The sequence below is a fragment of the Maribacter polysiphoniae genome, from assembly GCF_003148665.1.
GTDB classification, from domain to species: Bacteria; Bacteroidota; Bacteroidia; order Flavobacteriales; family Flavobacteriaceae; genus Maribacter_A; species Maribacter_A polysiphoniae.
Window position 1 is genome coordinate 224,177 of record NZ_QGGQ01000002.1, and the last position, 21,931, is coordinate 246,107.

The following is a 21,931-nucleotide window of genomic DNA, read 5'->3' on the forward strand; positions in this document are numbered from 1 at the left end:
TATCAGTCTTTTTAAGGTTAAATCAGCACCTTAAAATAGTGTCTTGCCCTAAGTTTCTAATTGTGTGCTTGTTAGGTGCAAATTCCCCTTATATCAGACACTAAACAACCAAATTGGCACTTTAAAACTAGAATCAATTTGAAGAAATTCAAGCTACAAACAGGAGTACCCATAATCTCTATACACATGCTGAGGGCACACCCCAATCTTTTCCCGTTGTAGTCTTGATGCAACATAAAATTATGTTTCATTTTTTATGGGATTCAAAAACTTAATTGTAATATTGCAATGATTAAATAAATAAAAAGAATGGGACTCACGAAAACGGAAATGTTTACCGACTTACAAAATGAAATTGCATTATTTGCCAAGGTCCTTGGACATCCTGCACGGGTAGCCATTTTACAACATCTTTTTAAAATAGAAGGTTGTATCTGTGGGGATTTGGTCGATGAAATTGGACTGGCCCAACCTACCATTTCCCAGCATTTGAAAGAATTGAAACTGTTGGGGTTGATAAAAGGCAATGTGGAAGGTACCAGTGTCTGTTATTGCATCGACAAGGAAAACTGGACAAATATGAAAAAAGTAATGTTACAATTCTTAGATCAGGATATCGACAACAAAAATTGTTGCTGATATTTTTTTTAGTCAATCAATCGTTTTATCGCAATACTGTAATACATATGAAAAAAGAACAAGAACTTAAGAATATCGTCAAGGAACGCTATGCTAAAATAGCAGAACAGGGCAAGGCTGAAAATGCCTCATCCTGTTGCGGAGCCACAACACCATCAAACAAAGTGTACAATATAATGATGGACGATTATTCGGAAACCCAAGGGTATGCTGAAGAAGCTGATCTTGGTCTCGGCTGTGGCCTTCCCACCCAATTTGCCAAAATAAAAAAAGGGGATACCGTTATCGACCTAGGTTCGGGTGCCGGAAACGATTGCTTTGTGGCCCGACACGAAACCGGTGCAGAAGGCAAGGTCATTGGTATTGACTTTACCCCTATTATGATTCAGAAAGCCCGGATCAATGCAGAAAAATTGGGATACAACAATGTCGAGTTCAGGACAGGGGATATCGATGACATGCCAGTTAGCGATAATGTAGCCGATGTTATTGTGAGTAATTGTGTTCTAAACCTTGTTCCCAATAAGAAAAAAGTTATTGCGGAGATGCATAGGGTCTTAAAGCCAGGCGGTCACTTTAGTGTTTCCGATATTGTTTTGGTCGGTGCACTACCGGATGCCCTGCGGGAAGACGCAGAAATGTATGCGGGTTGTGTCGCTGGCGCAATTCAAAAAGAGGACTACCTACAGCTAATGTTGGATGAAGGTTTTCAAAATCTGAAAATCCAAAAAGAAAAACCCATTGTCATTCCCGATGACATTCTTGGCAAGTATCTTTCCGAAGAAGAGGTAAGGACGTTCAATACCGGTGAAACCGGAATTTTCAGCATTACCGTTTATGCCGAGAAAAAAGGAACCACACAGGAAAAAACAAAACTAAACCTTTCCGAAATTCAAGCAGGATCATCATGCACCCCAAATAGCGGTTGCTGCAAATAGTTAAACCAAATACGAATGACAACCACACACACCCTTTTTGAAAAAATAGAGGAAATTGTTTCAATACTCAACATCGAAACAATCACCGACGAACGCAAAGAAACCCTTCAACCCTTGATCGACTTTATTCAATCAAAGACCAATGATAAAGAAGCGATACGCCTAAACTTTATTTGCACCCACAATTCACGAAGAAGTCACCTATCCCAAATTTGGGCACAGACCTTGGCTTATCACTTCAATATCCCAAATGTGCATTGCTATTCGGGTGGAACTGAAGCTACCGCCCTTTTTCCAATGGTCGCCCAAACGTTGCAAAATTCGGGCTTTGAAATCCAAATGCTTTCTGAAGGACCAAATCCAGTGTACAGTATTAAATATACCACGAACGAACATCCCGTTATTGGTTTTTCAAAAAAGCTGGATGATGAATTCAATCCAAAATCAGGATTTGCAGCAATCATGACCTGTTCACAGGCCGATGGGGGTTGCCCTTTTATCGCGGGTGCGGAAAAACGGATTCCGATAACCTTTGAAGACCCAAAGGCTTTTGACAATACACCGCAGCAAGCTGAAAAATACAATGAAAGAAATCTACAAATAGCCACTGAACTATTTTATGTGTACTCTCAAATCAATTCATAAAAATGGCATCGACTAAAAAATTAAGCTTTCTAGACAGTTATCTAACCCTTTGGATTTTTATTGCAATGGCCTTAGGCGTTGGCATTGGATACTTTATCCCTTCGTTTCCGGATATCATCAATTCCTTCAGTAGTGGAACAACAAATATCCCAATTGCCATCGGTTTGATCTTAATGATGTACCCTCCTTTGGCAAAGGTGAATTATTCCCTTTTGCCCAAAGTTTTCCGGAATACCAAGATTTTATCGATCTCACTTATTCTCAATTGGATAATCGGTCCTGTTCTAATGTTCATTTTGGCCATTACTTTTTTACGGGACTATCCCGAATATATGGTCGGACTGATCCTGATCGGTTTGGCCCGCTGTATTGCCATGGTCCTTGTTTGGAACGACCTTGCCGAAGGCAGTAGCGAATACGGGGCAGGCTTGGTGGCTTTGAACAGTATTTTCCAAGTATTCGCGTACAGTTTTTACGCTTGGATCTTTATTACCGTTCTCCCCCCTTATTTTGGGTTTGAAGGAGCCATCGTCGACATTTCAATTGGCACCATAGCCGAGAGTGTTGCCATCTATTTAGGCATCCCTTTCGTATTGGGAATTCTCAGTAGATTGATTTTGGTAAAACTCAAGGGAGAGGAATGGTACATGAAAAAATTCATTCCCACCATTTCCCCAATGACACTGATCGCGCTTTTATTTACCATTGTGGTCATGTTTTCACTAAAGGGTGAATTGATTGTTCAGATTCCTATGGATGTCCTTATCATAGCCGTTCCCCTCCTTGTTTATTTCAGTCTTATGTTCATCATTGGCTTCTTCTTCACTAAGGCAACAGGAGCTGCATATGACAAAACCGCTTCCGTGGCATTCACAGCGGCCGGAAACAATTTCGAATTGGCGATTGCGGTTGCCATTGCTGTTTTCGGACTGAATTCAGGACAAGCTTTTGCAGGGGTCATCGGTCCATTGGTCGAAGTCCCTGCCCTAATCCTTTTGGTTCGGGTTTCGTTTTGGCTCCGTAAGAAGTATTACCAAAAAGCAACGGTTTAGGGCAAAAGGAAAGAAGCATGAATTTAAAAAATATCGATCCAAAATCCACTTTGTTTTTTTATTCATCTTAAAACAATATTTTTGTGTCTTTCCCTATCCCAAACCATAGGCAAAAACTGTCGCGGCTTTGACTATATCATAATCAAAGCACGTTGGTCAGTATATAATTTATAGTTGAAAACGAGGATGACGAAACCGAATCAAAGAATAAAACAGGCCCGAATTTTAAGGATATTTCGAAAAATACACCGAATTACGGGCGCAGCACTGTTCATCTTTTTCTTTATTGTTTCGATCACCGCACTCCTATTGGGCTGGAAAAAACACAGTAACGGCATTTTAATGCCCGAAACCTATGTTGGCACCTCAACGGACCTAAAACAATGGTTACCCCTAGACAGTCTACATACCAAGGCCATTGCCGTTTTGCACGATTCAGTCGCTCCCGATTTATCACCCATTATTGATCGCATTGATGTCAGGAAAGAAAAAGGTGCGGTAAAATTCATTTTCAAGGATCACTTTTGGGGCATACAACTCGACGGTGCCACAGGAAAAGTATTGCATATTGACAAAAGATATAGCGACCTCATTGAAAACGTTCACGATGGCTCCATTCTGGATTGGTATTTCAATACCTCGAACGGCCAAATTAAGGTCATTTACTCCTCTATTATGGGCATTGCCTTGCTCATTTTTACGATTACGGGATTTTGGCTTTGGTACGGACCCAAAAAAATGAGAAAAAGTAAGTCCAGATCGCAATAGGTATCTAGCCCTCCCGGAGGAATTGGGGATATACCCGATTCGCCATACGCCCACATTGCTTAATGCGGGAATCGCAGTATTGGCATTCGTAGGAGTCTCCATTTAAGTTTTGGATATTCCTTTGAATTAAGACCCACAGGTATTGACGAATTAAAATAATAGAAGTATCTTGAAAGTTCAAATTTTAGCCATGAGGTTCTTAACAACATCCCTATTATTTTTTATACTCCTAAATGTCAACTCCCAAGATCCCGGGCGCTTCAAAAGTGATATAGACCATATCACAAAAAAATATGATACGCTTTGGAACCCAACTACGGAAACGATCTTATTCACAGGAAGCTCAAGCATCAGAATCTGGAAAGATCTGCAAGATCGGTTTCCCAACCATCAAATCATTAATTCGGGATTTGGAGGTTCTCATGCGACCGACCTTCTGGCCCTATCCGATGAACTGATCCTCAAGTACCAGCCTAACAAGGTCTTTATTTATGAAGGGGACAATGATATTGCATCAGGAAAGAAACCAAGAAACGTCGTTCGTACCATTGAGCAAATCGTACATACGATCCGAACGGAAAAACCGGAAACTGAAATCATCCTGATTTCCACCAAACCGAGCTTGGCACGATGGGATTTCAGACACAAATACCAACGTTTGAATCGAAAAATGCAAAGACTTAGCAAAAAAAGCAATCTTATCGAATATGCGAATGTCTGGGACCCCATGCTAAAGAAAAGAAAATTGATCCCGGATTATTTTATCGAAGACGGATTACATATGAATACCAAGGGATACGATGTATGGTATTCCGTATTAAAACCATTTGTTGAGCATTAATTAACCATCGTTATAGTAAATTATTATGATTAGATCCATTGTAACAAGAGTCCTGACCGTACTATTCATCAGCGCAATATTTGTGGCTTGCCAGGGAGAACAAAAAAAACAGATTGAATTTCCACCAACCGATCTGGCCCTCGAAAACCTGATTCCTAAACCTTTGAAGGTAATCCCAACGAACAAGGCCTTTGGTCTAGACCGTTATACGGCCATTTACACCAACCAAAATGATGCGGCATTTGCAGAAATAGGTCAATTTTTAGCCGACAAGATCAAATCCAAAATCGATTTGGATGTTCCTATCAACGAAGCGGGATCGGTACCTGTTGAACGCGTTATTTACATCAATCAGTCAGACAGTCTTGAATTGAATGCCCCCGAAGCCTATGAACTCTATATTACCCAAGATTCGGTCATTTTAAACTCCAATACCGCCGAAGGTGCCTTTAGGGGTATACAAACAATACGGCAGATCATTCCCGTGCAGAGTAATGACACGCTGGCCGAGCAACGCATATGGCCGATACCTACAGGTAAGATCATCGATAATCCTACATTTGGGTTTCGTGGAGCAATGCTCGATGTGGCCCGTCATTTCTTCAGTGTAGAGGATGTCAAGAAATACATCGACCTATTGGCATACTATAAGATCAATGTTTTGCATTTGCACTTGACCGATGATCAAGGCTGGCGTATTGAGATCAAGTCATGGCCAAAATTGACTGAAATTGGTGGCAGTACCGAAGTCGGTGGTGAAGCCGGTGGTTTTTACACACAGGATGATTATAAGGAAATTGTCGCATATGCCGCAAAACACCATATGACCATTATTCCTGAGGTGGATATGCCTGGGCACACCAACGCGGCATCAGTCGCCTACCCCTTTTTAAATGGTAATGGTAAAACCCCTAAACTCTATGAAGGTACACGGGTAGGTTTTAGCACTTTTGACACAAGAAAAGACACGGTATATGCTTTTATCGATGACGTCATACGTGAGATTTCAGCAATTACCCCTGGTCCATATTTCCATATTGGGGGTGATGAAAGCCACGTCACCAAAAAAAATGATTATATCTATTTTGTGGAAAAAGTAGAGAAAATAGTTCAAAAGCATGGAAAGCAAATGATAGGATGGGATGAAATCGCATCCGCCAACGTTGACGCCAACTCCATTTCCCAATATTGGTCAAGTGGGGACAATGCACAAAAGGCGGTTAAGAGGGGAATGAAACTTATCCTCTCTCCAGCCAAAAGAGCCTATTTGGACATGCAATACGATACGCTATCTAAACACGGTCTGCATTGGGCGGCATATATCCCCGTTGATTCCGCTTATATATGGACACCAGAGGAATATGAAGGCATCCCAATGGAGAACATTCTCGGTGTTGAGGCTCCTTTATGGTCAGAAACCATCAGCAATATTGGTGAATTGGAATATCTGGCATTCCCGAGGATCATTGGTTATTCCGAACTCAGCTGGACATCCAAGGAAAATCGAGATTGGGAAAACTACAAGGTACGTTTGGCCAATCAGGCCCCCTATCTGGACCGGATGAATGTAAAGTATTATGCATCCCCTTTAATCGATTGGAAAAAAAGCAAATATACCTATGAAGAAATCAAGAAAGACTAATCTCCCTTAGCCTATCACCAAAACCAACAAAACCACTATACAATGAAAAGAACAGTACTATTGGTTTTCCTATTTGTAGGAATGGCGACAATTGCCCAAAAAGCAAATGACACCATTCCTAAAGCGGAAATTTCAAAAACGATGCAAAGTGTCAACATCAACGGCAGAACCATCTATTTGACTGCGGAAGCGGGCACTTTTGAAGTTAGGGATGAAAACAACGAGCCCATTGCCTTAATGGGACATACCTATTACGAAAAGGGTGAGGACAAACGTTCTTCGGGCTCTAGGAGAAGACCCATTGTATTTGCGTACAATGGCGGTCCCGGATCGTCGTCCTTTTGGTTGCACATGGGAGCCCTTGGACCAAAACGTATTGTCGTTAACGATCCTATAGCAACACCTGCCGCACCCTATAAGATCATGAACAACAACCATTCTATTTTAGATGTCGCGGATTTGGTCATGATAGACCCCGTAGGAACCGGACTCAGTAGACCTATTGGTAAGGCCAAATTCAAGGATTTTTGGGGCGTTGACCAAGATATACGAAGCCTATCCTTGTTCATAACCCAATTCTTAATCGCCCATGATAGAATGAACAGCCCTAAATATCTTTTAGGGGAAAGTTATGGGACCTTTAGGAATGCCGGGGTCATGAACAAACTTTTGAACCAAGGTATCGCTATGAACGGGGTAATCATGGTTTCCGCTGTTTTTGACCTAAGAACGTTATTATTTCCACCCAATGATGATTTGCCCTACATTGTACATTTTCCCACCTATGCGGCTACCGCTTGGTACCATGATAAGATTGCTGACAAACCGGAGGATGTTTATACATTCTTGGATGGGATTCGCAGTTTCACCGAAAACGAATACACTCCCGCCCTATTCAAAGGCGACCAATTGACCCGTAACGAAAAACAAGAAATGGCTTCTAAATTGGCTGCCTATACGGGTACCTCGGAAGCTTTCTGGATCAAAGCGGACCTTAGGGTCACCGCCAGTGAATTTTTTGCGGAATTTTTGAGGGACAAAGGGGAAATCGTTGGGCGTTTGGATTCCAGGTTTACAGGTATAAACCAAGACCTTTTGGCACAGGAAGGGAGCCACGACCCACAAAGCACGGCCATTTCACCAGCCTATATTACCGGTTTCCTGGATTACCTACACAGAACACTCAAAGTGAACAAAAAGCTCACCTATACCATTACTGCGAGCAGCCGTGAAGGATTTAAATGGGATTGGTCCCATAAAGGGAATCATCGATGGGGCACCCAAGCGGCCATAAATACGGGAATAGACATGGCTGAAGCCCTTTCAAGAGACCCCAATATGAAAGTTCTGATATTAAATGGCGTTTATGACCTTGCCACGGTATTCTATGGTGTGGAACACAGCATAAACCATTTGGGCCTTACAAAAGAAATCAAGGACAACATAAGTATGAAATATTACGAAGCCGGACATATGATGTATACCCATGAACCTTCTTTGGTGAAGTTTAAGAATGATGTTTCCGAATTTATAAAGACCACATCCAAGTAGCGGTACCGTTGGAATATAAAAAAGCCCTGACTGTTTTGGTCCGGGCTTTAAACTTTAATATAACAAGGTTCCTTATTCTTCCTCCGAGGCTTCCTCAGCGTCCTTGATAAACTCAGTGATTCCATTCTCTTGAAGAATATTGTACCACTGGATTACTTTCTTTATATCACTAGGATATACGCGATCCTCATCATAATTCGGTAATACCTCAAAAAAGTATTCCTCCAATTTCAATTTATCTTCCTTATGCCCTACAGAGGTTTTACCACCTTTCTCCTTTACCAATATTTTTTGGAACACCTCACCCAAAGGTATCTCCTCTTCCAAGGTATAAATGGCTATTTCGGACAAAACACTCACATTACTATGTGCACTAATGGTGATACGTTTCTTGTCCAACAATGATTCGGCCACAAATCCCGATCGGGTTTGGGTCAATAAATGATAAAGTCCGGGTCTTCCTCCTATCGACAAAATTTTCTCTAAACTCATTCCTTAAAAAATTTTCAAATGCAAAGATGCTATAATTACCCAAATAACTGCGTTAAATTATCTGGCTTTTTTCATGTTTGGAAACCGCATACGATACTCCACCTTTATTTTACCCTTGGATATATTGGCCAATCGGCCTTTTAAAAGGCGTTTTTTTAAGGAAGACAATTTATCGGTAAACAATATACCTTCTATATGATCATATTCGTGTTGGATGACACGCGCTAAAACCCCATCATAGGTTTCTGTATGCTCCTTAAAATTCCCATCACAATAGGTGATTGTGATCGTATCTTTCCTGGAAACATCCTCCCTGATATCCGGAATACTGAGACAACCTTCGTTAAAGGCCCAGTCCTTTCCGGTTTCCTCCTTTATTTTAGCATTGATAAATACTTTTTTGAATCCTTCCAAGGTTTTCTGCTCTGCATCGGTTAGATCATCATCCTCTGCAAAAGGAGTTGCATCGACGATGAACAACCGCAAGGGCAGTCCTATTTGTGGTGCAGCCAATCCTACTCCACTTGCATTGTACATCGTCTCCCACATATTCTCGATCAATTCATCCAATTTGGGAAAATCCTTTTCAATTTCCTTTCCTACTTTACGTAACACGGGGTCACCATAAGCGACAATAGGTAATACCATTTATTTTCTATTTATATAAGCCTGTAAAATCAGGGTTGCACTTATTTCATCGATCAACGCTTTGTTTCTGCGTTGTTTTTTCTTGATTCCACCATCGATCATGGATTGAAATGCCATTTTTGAGGTAAAACGTTCATCTTGCCTTTCAATGGGAATATCGGGAAATGTCCTACCCAAATGCTTCAAGAAAGGAGTTATCAACTCCTCGGCTTGGGAGGGTGTATAATCCATTTGCTTGGGTTCCCCAACGACAAAACGCTCTACATTTTCCGCTGCTACGTACTCCTTCAAAAAAGCGACGAGTTCCTGGGTATTTACGGTCGTAAGACCTGAAGCAATGATCTGCAATTCATCCGTAACTGCAATCCCAGTGCGTTTTTTTCCATAGTCCAAAGCAACAATCCGACCCAATTCCAATGTTTTTGGCAAAAATAAACCATAAATTGTTATAACTATAAAAACACAGGATCAATTAAGGTTTCTGCCCTTATATTTGTCAAAATTTTAAGAAACAAAATGACTGAACTCAGAAAGACGATAGAAAAAGCATGGGAAGACAGATCACTGTTGAAAGAAGCTGCTACCCAAAAAGCCATTAGGGAAGTAATCGATTTATTGGATGCCGGCAAACTACGCTGTGCCGAACCAAGTGAAAATGGTTGGCAGATCAATGAATGGGTGAAAAAAGGGGTTGTTCTGTATTTTCCCATTCAAAAGATGGAAACCTTGGAAGTGGGCATTTTCGAATACCACGATAAGATTCCATTAAAAAAAGGATATAAGGAAAAAGGCATTCGGGTCGTACCCCATGCCGTCGCAAGGCATGGCGCTTATATTTCGGCCGGCACGATTTTAATGCCCAGTTACGTGAATATCGGTGCCTATGTTGACGAAGGCACTATGGTTGATACATGGGCCACCGTCGGTAGTTGTGCCCAAATCGGAAAGAACGTACACTTAAGTGGTGGCGTTGGAATTGGAGGGGTACTCGAACCCTTACAAGCCGCTCCGGTAATTATCGAAGACGGTGCCTTTATAGGTTCCCGTTGTATTGTTGTCGAAGGCGTTCGGGTTGAAAAAGAAGCTGTTCTAGGTGCAAATGTAGTTTTAACCATGAGCACGAAAATTATAGACGTAACCGGCGATGAACCTGTAGAAACAAAAGGTGTTGTTCCTGCCCGGTCCGTAGTTATCCCAGGAAGTTATACTAAAAAATTCCCTGCAGGGGAATTTCAGGTACCCTGTGCATTGATTATTGGCAAAAGAAAGGAAAGTACCAACAAAAAGACATCATTGAACGATGCACTTCGTGAGTACGATGTAGCGGTTTGATTTCCTATTTAAAAATTAATTATTATAAAACCCTGCCTTTGAGTAGGGTTTTTGTTTTTCCGGTTGTTAACCAATACAATTATCGATAGGAATTCAATCTATTGTGAATGCCCTAATTAAATTGAAAAATATTAGTTGATTCGAAAAATTGTAGGAATTTTATGTATTGTACATACTTTTTTCCTTTTTTTTCTGTTAATTAGAAATACCAATTGGTCTAACCATCCGATGAAAACAAACCTATGTCTCTAACCAAAGAAAAAGTAACCGCATTAGTGATCACTTTTAATGAAGTAGGATATATTGAAAAATGTATTGAATCCGTTTCCTTTGCGGATGAAATCATTGTAGTGGATTCTTACAGTACCGATGGCACCTATGAATACCTTCTGAACCATCCAAAGGTCAAGGTTATCCAAAATCCGTTCAAAAACTTTACCGCCCAAAAATCATTTGCATTAAAACAGGCGAGTAATGATTGGGTTTTGTTTTTGGACGCCGATGAAGTTGTCTCGGAAGACCTTCAAAACGAAATAAAGGAAACCATCAACAACAATCCCAAACACGTAGCCTATTGGTTCTACCGAAAATTCATGTTCCAAAATGAACGGTTGCATTTTAGCGGTTGGCAAACCGATAAAAATTATCGTTTGTTCCGAAAGGGTAAAGTGAACTTCTCCGATAAACGAATTGTCCATGAGACTTTGGACATCAACGGTACATCGGGTAAATTCAAAAATAGACTCACACATTATTGTTATAAAGACTACGAGGTTTACAAAAACAAAATGATGATGTATGGAAGACTGAAAGCCAAGGAAGCATTTTCCAAGGGTAAACAATTCAGTTACGCCTTACTGCTTCTTAAACCCTTATGGAAATTCTTCAATAGCTATATTATCAGATTAGGATTCTTGGATGGCGCCAAAGGTATTATCATTTGTCATCTCGATGCCTTGTGCGACTTGGAGCGCTATCGCGAACTTCAAAGACTTGAAAGGGAAGAACAGTGGTCTGGGGTTTTCAAGACGATGCCATAATTCCTTTTTTAGATCTTTTACCCCCTTTTCGAACAATAGAAATCCAATCCTTGTTTTTTTCAACGTTTTAATTTGGTAGGTTTGCATGAAATTTGTCTCATTCAATCATTACTATCGTATATGTAGTGTTTTTTTACTCTTGAAGGATCTTTTACTTCAGGTCAAAGAGCTGTTATATTGCGTAATTGTTGTTCTTGCTACTTGCGAAAGCACCTATTGGATTTGATTACTTGATCACTCTCGAACTTACTCAAAGAGATCGGTAATATCCTAAAATGATTTTTTGGTTGAAATTTTATTATGGTGAATAAGGCCTAAAGGATTTATCATTTTTTAAAATTATTTGTTTTGGATAAAATGGTTGATAAAAAAATTAGAATTGGATTTTTATACTTTGAGGAAATCCATCATATACCCCATTTTATCGGAATAGCATCAGAACTTTCGAAAAATGGAAAATATGAAGTGGATGTCCTTACCTATACTTCAGACCACACCTATCTATATCGATTAATAAAACTTCTCAATGCCAAGAACATCCATGTCAAAACCTTGGAACAACCTTTATACAGAAAGGCTATTGATCGAATAACAGGCAGAAAAAAGCCTAGCTCTGTCTATTTATACAGAAAACACAAAAATCTATTTCTAACTTATGATGCATTGGTGTTCACAGAAAAAAACCATGCATTTATCCACAAGGCGAGAGGTAAAAAAAAGAAACCCTTCCTAATTATAGCAAATCATGGGGCTCCTGGCAGAGGCTACTCCTTTCAACCCGCAGTAAAACTATTCGACCTAGCACTTTTATGTGGCAATTTTTATGTGGATCGCTTGAAAAAGGAAAATCTTCTAATAGAAAACCATGCGGTTATCGGGTATTCAAAATTCGATGTTATATCCAAGGACAAACAAGACACCCGTCCTTTCCCAGACAACAAACCCATTGTTTTATATAATCCTCATTTCAACAAAATAAATTCCTCTTGGTACACCCATGGCTTGAAAGTCCTTGAGTATTTTTACAATTCAAAGGATTACAATCTGGTTTTTGCCCCACATATCTATCTCTTTAATAGAAAAGGCTTTTTAAAACCAAGTATCATTGACGAAAAATATTTCAATGCTCAGAACATCCATATTGATTTGGGAAGTATAAAGAGTTCAAATATGAGCTATACCCTAAATTCCGATATTTATCTCGGCGATGTGTCCAGTCAAATTTTCGAATTTGGGATAAAACCAAGACCTTCAGTATTCATCAATGCTTTGAAGATTCCTAAAGACAAATGGAAGGACGACCTTAACCATAGATTTTGGAAAACTGGGGAAGTCATCGAAGACATTAATGAATTTGAAACCGCTTTACATAAATTTGAAGAAAAAAAAGACCAATACTTAGCAACCCAAAAACAAATTTTCACAGATAATTTCTATATTGACGAGCACTATTCCGCAAGTAAAAAAGGAGCAATTGCCATTGATGATTTTATGACAAAGCAAAACACTTTAAAACCGAATAAATTATGAAAATCGTAATATTAGCAGCTGGTATTGGCTCCCGATTGGGCAATCCATTTCCTAAACCCTTGACCCCTTTGAATAACGGAAAGAGTATCATGGGTATGCAATTGGATAATTTGACGGAATACTTCAATGTAGATGACATCAATATTGTAGTCGGTTTTAAAAAAGACCTGATTATGGAACGCTTTCCTGAAGTCACTTACATCTACAACCCTTTTTTTGATAGGACCAATACATCAAAAAGCTTGCTAAAAGCCCTAAAAAAGAACAAGGACCAATCGGTTCTCTGGTTAAACGGGGATGTAGTTTTTGATGCCCGTTTATTGAAGGAGTTATCGTCCTATATTCAAAAAGAACAATCCTTTGTCGCCGTAAACACCAGTAAAGTGGCTGAAGAAGAAGTAAAATACACTTTAAAAAACGATTATATCAACGAGCTTTCCAAAACCGTGAAAAATGGATTGGGCGAGGCCGTTGGCATAAACTTTATCGCAAAAAAAGACATTCAAAACTTCATTACAAGATTGGAAGAATGTGATGACAATGACTATTTTGAGCGCGGTTTGGAACTGGCCATAGAAAAAGACCAACTTCAGATAAGTGCTGTTGACATCTCCGCTTTTGATTGTATGGAAGTAGATTTCAAGGAGGATCTAGACAATGTAAATAATCTTTTTCGTTAATGAAGGTCATTCTTTTTTGCCAAAATGCCTATGCTTTCGGGATCATGGACCCCATTCAGGAAGTACTGAAATCAGAATCCCATGAATACCTTTGGTATATTCCCGAAAAACTTTTTGGTGGGTTTCCGTTCAAGACGGAAAAATTCACCACTAGCATTTTGGATTTGCAATTATTCAAAGCGGATGCCATTTTTGTACCTGGCAACGAGGTACCCTATTACCTAAGGGGCCTTAAAGTACAGATATTCCACGGCCTGGCCGGAGAAAAAAAAGGTCATTTCCATATTCGGAATTATTTTGACCTTTATTTGACCCAAGGTCCCTACTTCACTAAAAAATTCAATGAATTAAAGGCCAAATACAAGAATTTCGAAGTCCATGAGACCGGTTGGCCCAAATTGGATGTTTATGGCAAAAGCCGTAATGTCTACCAAAAGGATAAGGAACATATTTTAAAGGGATTTGATACGGATAAAATCATACTTTTCGCCCCTACATTTTCCCCTAGGCTCACTGCCGCCCCCTTTTTGTTGCATGAAATTGAAGATCTTGCCCAATCCACAGGCTATGTGATCTTTGTAAAATTCCATGACCTAATGGATCCGAAATGGATCACAGCCTATAAAAACCTTAGCCTTCGAATTCCGAACATCATCTTTCAGGAAGAGAAGAACATCATTAAATTTTTATTACAGGCCGATATTCTGATCAGCGATACTTCATCGGTAATCTATGAATTCCTACTCTTGGACAAACCTGTAATTTCCTTTAGGAATATCGCCGACAACATCCAATGGGATGATTCGAGGGAATATACCGAACTAACAAAAAAAGTACTTGACAATATTCATAATGACCCGTTTAAATCACAACGCGATGTTGTCAATCAAGAATACCATCCCTATAGGGACGGTAATTCCGCACAACGTATGGTTGATGTTGTTGAAGCTTACATTGAAAAAAACGGAGTACCTGAAACCAGGGATTTATCATTGGCCCGAAAATTGAAAATCAACAATTTATTCGGTAAACCGGTTGCACAACCATGGGACGGAAACAAAAGGAACAAACTAACAGCATTATTGATTACCTACAATGAAATCAATAATATCGAAGCAGTTTTGGAGAACATAAGCTTTGCCGATGAAATCATCGTTGTAGATTCCAATAGTACCGACGGCACTATTGATATCATAAAAAAATACCCGCACGTTAAACTTATACTACGTCCTTTTAAAAATTATACCGATCAAAAATCCTTTGCCATGGACCAGGCTACCAACGACTGGATATTGTTCATGGACGCAGATGAACGGCTAACGGACCCCCTTAAAAACGAAATCCTAAAAACGGTCAATTCCAATAAGGAAGAGCCCGTAGCATTCATGTTTTTAAGAACCTTTATGTTCAAGGACAAGGTTTTACGGTTTAGTGGATGGCAAAGCGACAAAAATTATCGCCTTTTCAGAAAAAGCAAAGTTAAATTCGACAAAGAACGGATTGTTCACGAAACACTACTTATCGACGGAAAATCAAGTGTCTTAAAAAACAGATTGATACATTATTCCTACAGTAGCTACGAGGACTATAAGGGCAAGATGGTCAAATACGGTCAGATGAAGGCTATTGAGGAGTACGAAAAAAACAAGAAACCCTATTTTTATCATTTCATTTTCAGACCCCTTTATAAATTTCTAAACCATTACGTCTTGCGATTGGGGTTCCTGGATGGACGAAAAGGAATAACCATTTGTTATTTGAATGCCCTTGGGGTGTATTCGAGATATAAAGAATTGAAACGTCTTAGAAGTTTAGACAAAAAATAAAGTCAATGACCGATTTTACCAAGGAAATAAATAATTGTATCGAGGTCTTAACACAAGGCGGACTCATCCTTTACCCTACCGATACGGTTTGGGGTATTGGTTGTGATGCCACTAATGAAACCGCGGTAAAAAAGGTGTATCGCTTAAAACAACGTGAAGATTCCAAGGCATTGATTTGTTTGGTGGCCAATGATGCCATGCTTGAACGGCATGTAGAAAAGGTACCAGAGGTTGCTTATGATATTTTAGACCTGGCGACCAAACCAACGACGATTATTTATGACAGTCCCATAGGCTTGGCCAAAAATGCCATTGCCTTGGACAACACCATGGCCATTAGGGTCGCTTCGGACAAATTCTGCCAATACTTGACCAACAAGTTCAAGAGACCCATAATCTCTACATCCGCGAATATAACCGGTGACCCAACACCCAGAAGTTTTAATGAAATAAAGGACCATATTTTAAAAGGTGTCGACTATATTGTAAATTTGCACCACGATAAAAAAAACGGACCACCTTCATCGATTATCAAATTAGGAAATGATGGTACGGTTAAAGTAATCCGGGAGTAAGTAACAAACAGTATTCACTGTCACATTAAGCGCCTCGAAATTCCGGGGGAGATGCCTTCATAAAATGCCACAACAAAACCATAAACAAGCACTACAGAATCCGATTTTCAATATACTTTCAGAAGCCGCAGATGAGCTTAATATGGAGAGTTATGTGATTGGTGGGTTTGTGCGCGACTATTTGCTAGAACGAGGCAATCCTAAGGATATTGATGTGGTAGCTGTCGGTAGCGGTATTGAATTGGCCAAAAAAGTAGCTCATAAACTGTCCGGAAATCCCAAAATATCAGTTTTCAAGAACTTCGGAACAGCCATGATAAAGCATGGCGATTTGGAATTGGAATTTGTAGGGGCACGAAAAGAAAGCTATGACCGGAATAGCCGAAAGCCCTTTGTTGAGGATGGCACTTTGCAAGAAGACCAAGAACGACGGGATTTCACCATCAACGCCTTGGCCATATCGTTGAATAAATCAAATTTCGGGGAATTATTGGACCCCTTCAATGGCGTAATTGACCTGGAAGACAAAATTATCAGAACCCCTTTAGAGCCTGGCATCACATATTCCGATGACCCATTGCGTATGATGCGGGCCATACGTTTTGCCACCCAATTGGATTTCGTGATCGAGTTGAAATCCTTACAGGCCATAACGGAAAACAAAGAACGTATCCAAATCGTTTCCAAAGAACGGATTGTTGATGAACTGAATAAAATACTGGCTTGCCCTAAACCTTCCATCGGTCTGTCCTTACTCCATAAGACCGGACTTCTCGATTACATACTTCCCGAGCTTACTGCCTTGGAGGGCATCGAAGAGATTGAAGGCCAACGCCATAAAGACAATTTTTGGCATACCCTTGAAGTTGTCGACAACATAGCCAAGACCACAGAAAACCTTTGGTTGCGCTGGGCCGCCTTACTACATGACATTGGCAAGGCCCCTACCAAAAAATTCCATAAAAAAATTGGCTGGACATTCCACGCACATGAATTCATAGGGTCCAAAATGGTCTATAAACTCTTTAAAAGATTGCGCATGCCATTGAACGACAAGATGAAGTTCGTTCAAAAAATGGTATTGATGAGCTCCAGGCCCATTGTATTGGCCGAAGAATTCGTAACCGATTCCGCTGTTAGGAGATTGGTGTTCGATGCTGGTGATTTTGTAGATGACCTAATGACCTTATGCGAGGCGGATATCACCACCAAAAACCCAAAAAAGCAAAAGAAATACAAAAATAATTTTAAAATGGTTCGGGCTAAGATCATCGAGGTCGAGGAACGGGACCATGTGAGAAATTTTCAACCCCCCATCTCCGGGGAGGAAATCATGAATTTCTTTGACCTTAAGCCCTCCAAGGAAATCGGGATTATAAAAGCTGCCATCAAAGAAGCCATTCTGGAGGGTGAAATCCCCAATGAATATGAGGCTGCCAAAGAATTCATGGTCCAAAAAGGAATAAAATTGGGTTTAACCCCTAAACCGTAATACATCTGTTTTTCCGTATAGGGATACTGGCGATACAGAACTGGCCAAAAAAAAATTAATAATCGTGGTCGTTGCCCGAATGAATAGATCGGCCCAGTTCATTGTCGTAAAAAGACTTTGTGGTATTTGGCTATGAAAAGGGATATAAATCCCCTTGCTATTTTTATGGGTTAATTCTTCGATAAACATATGAATATTCGAAAAGAACACTAATTTTGCATTTGTTAACTATACCATACATGTTCAAAAAATACCATTCAATAGCCAAAATTACATTGGTCTTGGTTTATTTGGTCATTATTGCAGGAGCTGTTGTTCGAATGACCGGAAGTGGAATGGGATGTCCGGATTGGCCTAAATGTTTTGGCCACCTGATACCACCAACAGAAGAGTCCCAATTACAATGGAAACCTGGACAAAGCTATCATAAAGGCCAGGTCATTATCCTCAATGAATCGTTGCAAGTGGCAAAGGAAGATTTTACCAGTGGTAACGAACTGAAGTTGAACCATTGGGAACCCTATACAAAACATGACTATGCAGAATTCAATCCATGGCATACTTGGATTGAATTTGTGAATCGCCTTTTTGGTGCCTTGGCAGGTTTAGGCACATTGGTTTTAGCCTTCGTATCTTTTGGGTATTGGAAAAAAAAGAAAAGCATCACCCTATTGTCCTGGATAGTGGTTTTCGGTATGGGTTTTCAAGCCTGGCTGGGTGCAACCGTAGTTTATTCGGTTCTTGAACCCGTTAAGATTACCCTGCATATGGTTATGGCCCTATTGATAGTCGCCATATTGCTCTACCTTATTTTTCGCTCCAATGAGCATAAAAGAACATACATCTATGATTCAAAAACGATGGTGATCTTGTCCACGGTTTTTGGATTGACCCTGATTCAGATAATTCTCGGAACCCAGGTTAGACAGTTTGTTGACGAACAGATCGACCTGGTTGGGGAAACGGCAAAAAACCTATGGCTAAACAAACCTATCCTCGCTTTTTACATTCATCGAACATTTTCAATTATTGTGGTTCTGGTCAATCTTTATTTGGCATACAGGATTTACAATTTGAATCTTGGTCTCACAAAAATCAATTGGATATTGAGCATTCTCCTTGTTGAAGTCATTTCAGGCATGGCCATGTTCTATTGGAATTTCCCTTTTATGAGCCAGACTTTACATTTGGTATTGGCCTCATTACTCTTTGGTGTTCAATTCTATTTGCTATTGGAATCCTATAATGCGGATAGAAGTCAGAAATCTTCGTAACTTTGCACTCTCTCAAAAATAGAGTCAATGATATATAAAATCCGGATCATCTTGGATGCCCATGAGGATATCTTCCGGGATGTTGAAATCGAGGCGCATAATTCAATGGAGGAATTCCATAATACCATTGCACAGTCCTTTGGATTTTTGGGTAATGAAATGGCCTCATTTTACACCTGTGATGAAAACTGGAAACAAGATGAGGAAATCGCATTGTTCGATATGAATGAAAACGGTTCCGATCTTCGATTAATGAACGAAACGTATCTCGAGGACATTCTTACCGAGAAAACCCCTAAACTTATTTATGTTTATGATTTCTTGAATATGTGGACGTTCTTTGTTGAATTGGCCGATATTGTTGAGGAAGAACCCGGTCGTTCCTATCCCAATGTCCTTTTTAGTTTTGGGGAATTGCCCGAATCACCACCAGAACGAAAATTCGAAGCGGAAAATACGTCAATCGATTTTGACGACACCTTTGACAATTATGATGACCTGGATTTTGATGAAAATTGGAATTGAGACCTTAAGATTGCTTTTCTGAAACTGACTTCAGAAAAATCCATTGAACAAATAACACGTAACACGAAACCCATAATTAGAAATGATAAACCTATACCCTACCCAAATTGAAAGTATTTCTTTGCACCGCGTTGGCAACAAGAACAAAAACGAAGGTATATTTTTATCGGAACAACCCTTTATCCTTAATGATGAGACCACAGGGTTGTTGAAAGAGTATTTTTTCAAACCCTTTAGGGAGAAAGAGGAAAATTATTTTAAACTGACCAATGAGGTTGATGTTGAGTTTAATGAAATACATAAGATCGTAACAGAAATATTCAATGACCCTGCATGCGCCCATGATCAATCAAAAAGAATAGCAACACATCTTTTTGACCAATCCAACCATCCGCATATCAAAAGTGGGGAAGTCTATGTAGCCCATCTGACCGATGTTGTTCTCGACAATAAAAAAGTGGATGCCATTGGTATCTTCAAAAGTGAATTAAAGCATGATTTTCTTCAATTCGAGGAAAATGGCAGCAACTTGGATATTGTCATCCAACAAGGTATCAATATCAATAAATTGGATAAAGGCTGCCTGATTTTCAATGTGAACAAGGAAGAGGGATACAAAGTACTTTCCGTTGACAGTAATCGGTATGATGCCAAATATTGGCTTGAGAATTTTTTGGATGTTGATGCCTTGGCCGATGAAAACTTCTACACCAAAAACTACTTGAAATTCTGCCAGAATTTTGCCAAGGATGTTGTCTTGCCTGCTGAGGACAAACAACAGGAAGTGTTGTTTATGAACAAGGCCGTAAACCATTTCGCGAAAAACGACTCCTTTGAGGAAACGAACTTCTTGAACGAGGTTTTGGAAAATCCGGAACTTATTCCCGAGTTTAAACACTATAAGGTAGAAAAGGGACCGAAATACAGTATTGAGGATGTCTCTACCTTTGACATCGCCAACAAAGCCGTGTCCGACGCCAGAAAGAAGATAAAAAACGTCATCAACCTGGATACCAACATCCAGATAAAAATGGATTTCATCAATCCGGAATCTGCAGAAAAATTCGTTGAAAAAGGATGGGACGAAGAGCGTCAGATGTACTACTACCTAGTATACTTCAACAAGGAAGAGAAAAGCTAGACCTTATTCCAATTTAAAATCCCAAATACCACCAAGAGAACACTTTGTGTTTTGATTTTATGATTTGGCACTTGTGATTTGGCACTTGTGATTTGCTATTTCAAGAAGCCCGACTATATTTTGATTTTGTGCTCAAGAATCTGTTTCATACTGACCCCTTGATAGTTACGTTTCACAAAATCCAAGGCAAGATTCAGGATTTCCCCCATGGTCTTGCATTTTTTAAATTGGATATCCTTGGTTAAATCGTAAATCTGCCCTTTAAGCTTTTCTACATTTTCAGGTAAGGATATGTGGTCTTTTTTACAGACTTTGTCCAACAATTTAATCCGGTTTCCCGAACTTAGGATTCGCTTGGCGACAATGGATCTTTCCTCCAACTTGTACTGGTCTATGGAATCTTTCAATAATTTACTACGGACCAGCTCTACCATTTTATAATTTTCCTTGAAAAACTGGGGACGATAAACATTCAATTTACCCTCGAAGGATTGTTGATCAAAATCTATGGCCCTGATCCTATACACGACATGATCAAAATCGTGGGTCGCTACGATCACATAATTGTATGAACGCATATCGCCCAACAATCGAATCATACAACGCTCATTGAATTTCACAAACTCCTTGGCCAATTGGGCTTTTTCGAATTCGGTACAATTGGGCAACATCTCCTTGATGAACACATCCCCAGGAATTCCTGCAATATGTTCTTCGATCAAAGTATCCTTATACACCATAAAATTGAGGTTATAAGGGGAAAGCATATGTTCCAACTCCAAACCATAGATTCTTGATGCATCAGCTTTCTTTACATAGAAATAGGTGAAATTATCGTTAAGGACATTCCTAACCTTAATACGAAAAGGTTTGGAATTTCCGAAAGTACAGTAGTCAACCGAGTCAACATTCAAATATTGGTCAATATGTCCGCTACCATCGGAAAGTAAAAGTGAGTACACCCGCTTTAAACTTGTATCTATTTCTTGACGGTCATATTCATTGTAATAGACCCTTACCCAAAGGGTATCCTCGTCATTGGAATCATAAACCACTACGGAACCAATAAAACGTAACAAATCATCATAACAAATAGGTATTTCAATTTTTCTACTATACCTTTCAAGATAAGCTTCCAACGCTTTACTGACTGGATAGGTCGGCTTCTTCTTCGACATCATTTTTTCGTCAATCATCTCCAATGTTTTGTCTAAAGATACAAAAAACGGATTCCGCTCTTTATCAAAAAAACAGGTATCTACACCAAAGTCATTACTACGTATTCCTTAACGTTTACCTA

General features: G+C 39.6%; 22 protein-coding genes. 18 read left to right on the plus strand and 4 right to left on the minus strand.

Annotation, left to right across the window (positions count from 1 at the left end):
• Positions 1-309 precede the first annotated feature (309 nt).
• The 8 genes from LX92_RS05310 to LX92_RS05345 all read left to right on the plus strand — a co-directional run bounded on the left by LX92_RS05310 (position 310) and on the right by LX92_RS05345 (position 8,076).
• Entirely contained in the window at positions 310-639 is a 330-nt protein-coding gene (locus LX92_RS05310) for an ArsR/SmtB family transcription factor (RefSeq protein WP_109649256.1), read from the plus strand.
• Between the two features lie 47 nt (positions 640-686).
• Entirely contained in the window at positions 687-1,577 is an 891-nt protein-coding gene (locus tag LX92_RS05315; protein WP_109649257.1) for an arsenite methyltransferase, read from the plus strand.
• Between the two features lie 15 nt (positions 1,578-1,592).
• A complete protein-coding gene (locus tag LX92_RS05320; protein ID WP_109649258.1) occupies positions 1,593-2,222 on the plus strand; it encodes an arsenate-mycothiol transferase ArsC in 630 nt (209 codons plus the stop codon).
• Between the two features lie 2 nt (positions 2,223-2,224).
• Positions 2,225-3,274 (plus strand): ACR3 family arsenite efflux transporter, encoded by a 1,050-nt coding sequence (gene arsB / locus LX92_RS05325; RefSeq protein ID WP_109649259.1) that lies wholly within the window; start codon positions 2,225-2,227, stop codon positions 3,272-3,274.
• A gap of 186 nt (positions 3,275-3,460) precedes the next feature.
• Positions 3,461-4,042: a PepSY-associated TM helix domain-containing protein gene (locus tag LX92_RS05330; protein WP_109649260.1), complete on the plus strand. Its 582-nt coding sequence runs from the start codon at positions 3,461-3,463 to the stop codon at positions 4,040-4,042.
• Positions 4,043-4,232: 190 nt separating this feature from the next.
• On the plus strand, positions 4,233-4,883 hold the full coding sequence (locus tag LX92_RS05335; RefSeq protein ID WP_109649261.1) for a GDSL-type esterase/lipase family protein: 651 nt from the start codon (positions 4,233-4,235) through the stop codon (positions 4,881-4,883).
• Positions 4,884-4,908: 25 nt separating this feature from the next.
• Positions 4,909-6,525 (plus strand): family 20 glycosylhydrolase, encoded by a 1,617-nt coding sequence (locus LX92_RS05340; RefSeq protein WP_109649262.1) that lies wholly within the window; start codon positions 4,909-4,911, stop codon positions 6,523-6,525.
• A 42-nt stretch (positions 6,526-6,567) separates the two neighbouring features.
• Positions 6,568-8,076 (plus strand): S10 family peptidase, encoded by a 1,509-nt coding sequence (locus LX92_RS05345; protein WP_109649263.1) that lies wholly within the window; start codon positions 6,568-6,570, stop codon positions 8,074-8,076.
• Between the two features lie 72 nt (positions 8,077-8,148).
• Here the strand turns inward: LX92_RS05345 and LX92_RS05350 are convergent, their stop codons facing one another.
• The 3 genes from LX92_RS05350 to ruvX are packed head-to-tail and all read right to left on the minus strand — an operon-like array spanning position 8,149 to position 9,627.
• A complete protein-coding gene (locus LX92_RS05350) occupies positions 8,149-8,568 on the minus strand; it encodes a DUF5606 family protein (protein WP_109649264.1) in 420 nt (139 codons plus the stop codon).
• Between the two features lie 57 nt (positions 8,569-8,625).
• Entirely contained in the window at positions 8,626-9,216 is a 591-nt protein-coding gene (gene def, locus LX92_RS05355; protein WP_109649265.1) for a peptide deformylase, read from the minus strand.
• Positions 9,217-9,627 (minus strand): Holliday junction resolvase RuvX, encoded by a 411-nt coding sequence (gene ruvX / locus LX92_RS05360; RefSeq protein ID WP_109649646.1) that lies wholly within the window; start codon positions 9,625-9,627, stop codon positions 9,217-9,219. It lies immediately after the preceding gene.
• A gap of 105 nt (positions 9,628-9,732) precedes the next feature.
• On the opposite strand from ruvX, the gene LX92_RS05365 reads away from it, so the two are divergent.
• The 10 genes from LX92_RS05365 (at position 9,733) to LX92_RS05415 (ending at position 20,631) form a co-directional block, all read left to right on the plus strand.
• Positions 9,733-10,548, plus strand: coding sequence for a 2,3,4,5-tetrahydropyridine-2,6-dicarboxylate N-succinyltransferase (locus LX92_RS05365; protein ID WP_109649266.1), 816 nt, complete (start codon positions 9,733-9,735; stop codon positions 10,546-10,548).
• Between the two features lie 242 nt (positions 10,549-10,790).
• Positions 10,791-11,588 (plus strand): glycosyltransferase family 2 protein, encoded by a 798-nt coding sequence (locus LX92_RS05370; RefSeq protein WP_109649267.1) that lies wholly within the window; start codon positions 10,791-10,793, stop codon positions 11,586-11,588.
• A 348-nt stretch (positions 11,589-11,936) separates the two neighbouring features.
• Complete coding sequence (locus LX92_RS05375) at positions 11,937-13,118, plus strand: CDP-glycerol glycerophosphotransferase family protein (protein WP_146197803.1); 1,182 nt, start codon at positions 11,937-11,939, stop codon at positions 13,116-13,118.
• Positions 13,115-13,798, plus strand: coding sequence for a phosphocholine cytidylyltransferase family protein (locus tag LX92_RS05380; protein ID WP_109649269.1), 684 nt, complete (start codon positions 13,115-13,117; stop codon positions 13,796-13,798). The genes LX92_RS05375 and LX92_RS05380 overlap by 4 nt, the downstream gene beginning before the upstream one ends.
• Positions 13,798-15,624, plus strand: coding sequence for a CDP-glycerol glycerophosphotransferase family protein (locus LX92_RS22975; protein WP_109649270.1), 1,827 nt, complete (start codon positions 13,798-13,800; stop codon positions 15,622-15,624). The genes LX92_RS05380 and LX92_RS22975 overlap by 1 nt, the downstream gene beginning before the upstream one ends.
• A 5-nt stretch (positions 15,625-15,629) precedes the next feature.
• Positions 15,630-16,199 (plus strand): L-threonylcarbamoyladenylate synthase, encoded by a 570-nt coding sequence (locus tag LX92_RS05390; protein WP_109649271.1) that lies wholly within the window; start codon positions 15,630-15,632, stop codon positions 16,197-16,199.
• Positions 16,200-16,263: 64 nt separating this feature from the next.
• Positions 16,264-17,691 carry a CCA tRNA nucleotidyltransferase gene (locus LX92_RS05395; RefSeq protein ID WP_109649272.1) on the plus strand — a complete coding sequence of 476 codons (1,428 nt, stop codon included), beginning with the start codon at positions 16,264-16,266 and terminating at the stop codon, positions 17,689-17,691.
• A gap of 239 nt (positions 17,692-17,930) precedes the next feature.
• Positions 17,931-18,965, plus strand: coding sequence for a COX15/CtaA family protein (locus LX92_RS05405; protein WP_109649274.1), 1,035 nt, complete (start codon positions 17,931-17,933; stop codon positions 18,963-18,965).
• A 27-nt stretch (positions 18,966-18,992) separates the two neighbouring features.
• Positions 18,993-19,490, plus strand: coding sequence for an IS1096 element passenger TnpR family protein (locus LX92_RS05410; RefSeq protein WP_109649275.1), 498 nt, complete (start codon positions 18,993-18,995; stop codon positions 19,488-19,490).
• A gap of 82 nt (positions 19,491-19,572) precedes the next feature.
• Positions 19,573-20,631 carry a nucleoid-associated protein gene (locus tag LX92_RS05415; RefSeq protein ID WP_109649276.1) on the plus strand — a complete coding sequence of 353 codons (1,059 nt, stop codon included), beginning with the start codon at positions 19,573-19,575 and terminating at the stop codon, positions 20,629-20,631.
• A gap of 113 nt (positions 20,632-20,744) precedes the next feature.
• On the opposite strand, the gene LX92_RS05420 is transcribed toward LX92_RS05415, so the two are convergent.
• Positions 20,745-21,827 (minus strand): hypothetical protein, encoded by a 1,083-nt coding sequence (locus LX92_RS05420; protein WP_109649277.1) that lies wholly within the window; start codon positions 21,825-21,827, stop codon positions 20,745-20,747.
• Positions 21,828-21,931: the final 104 nt, after the last annotated feature.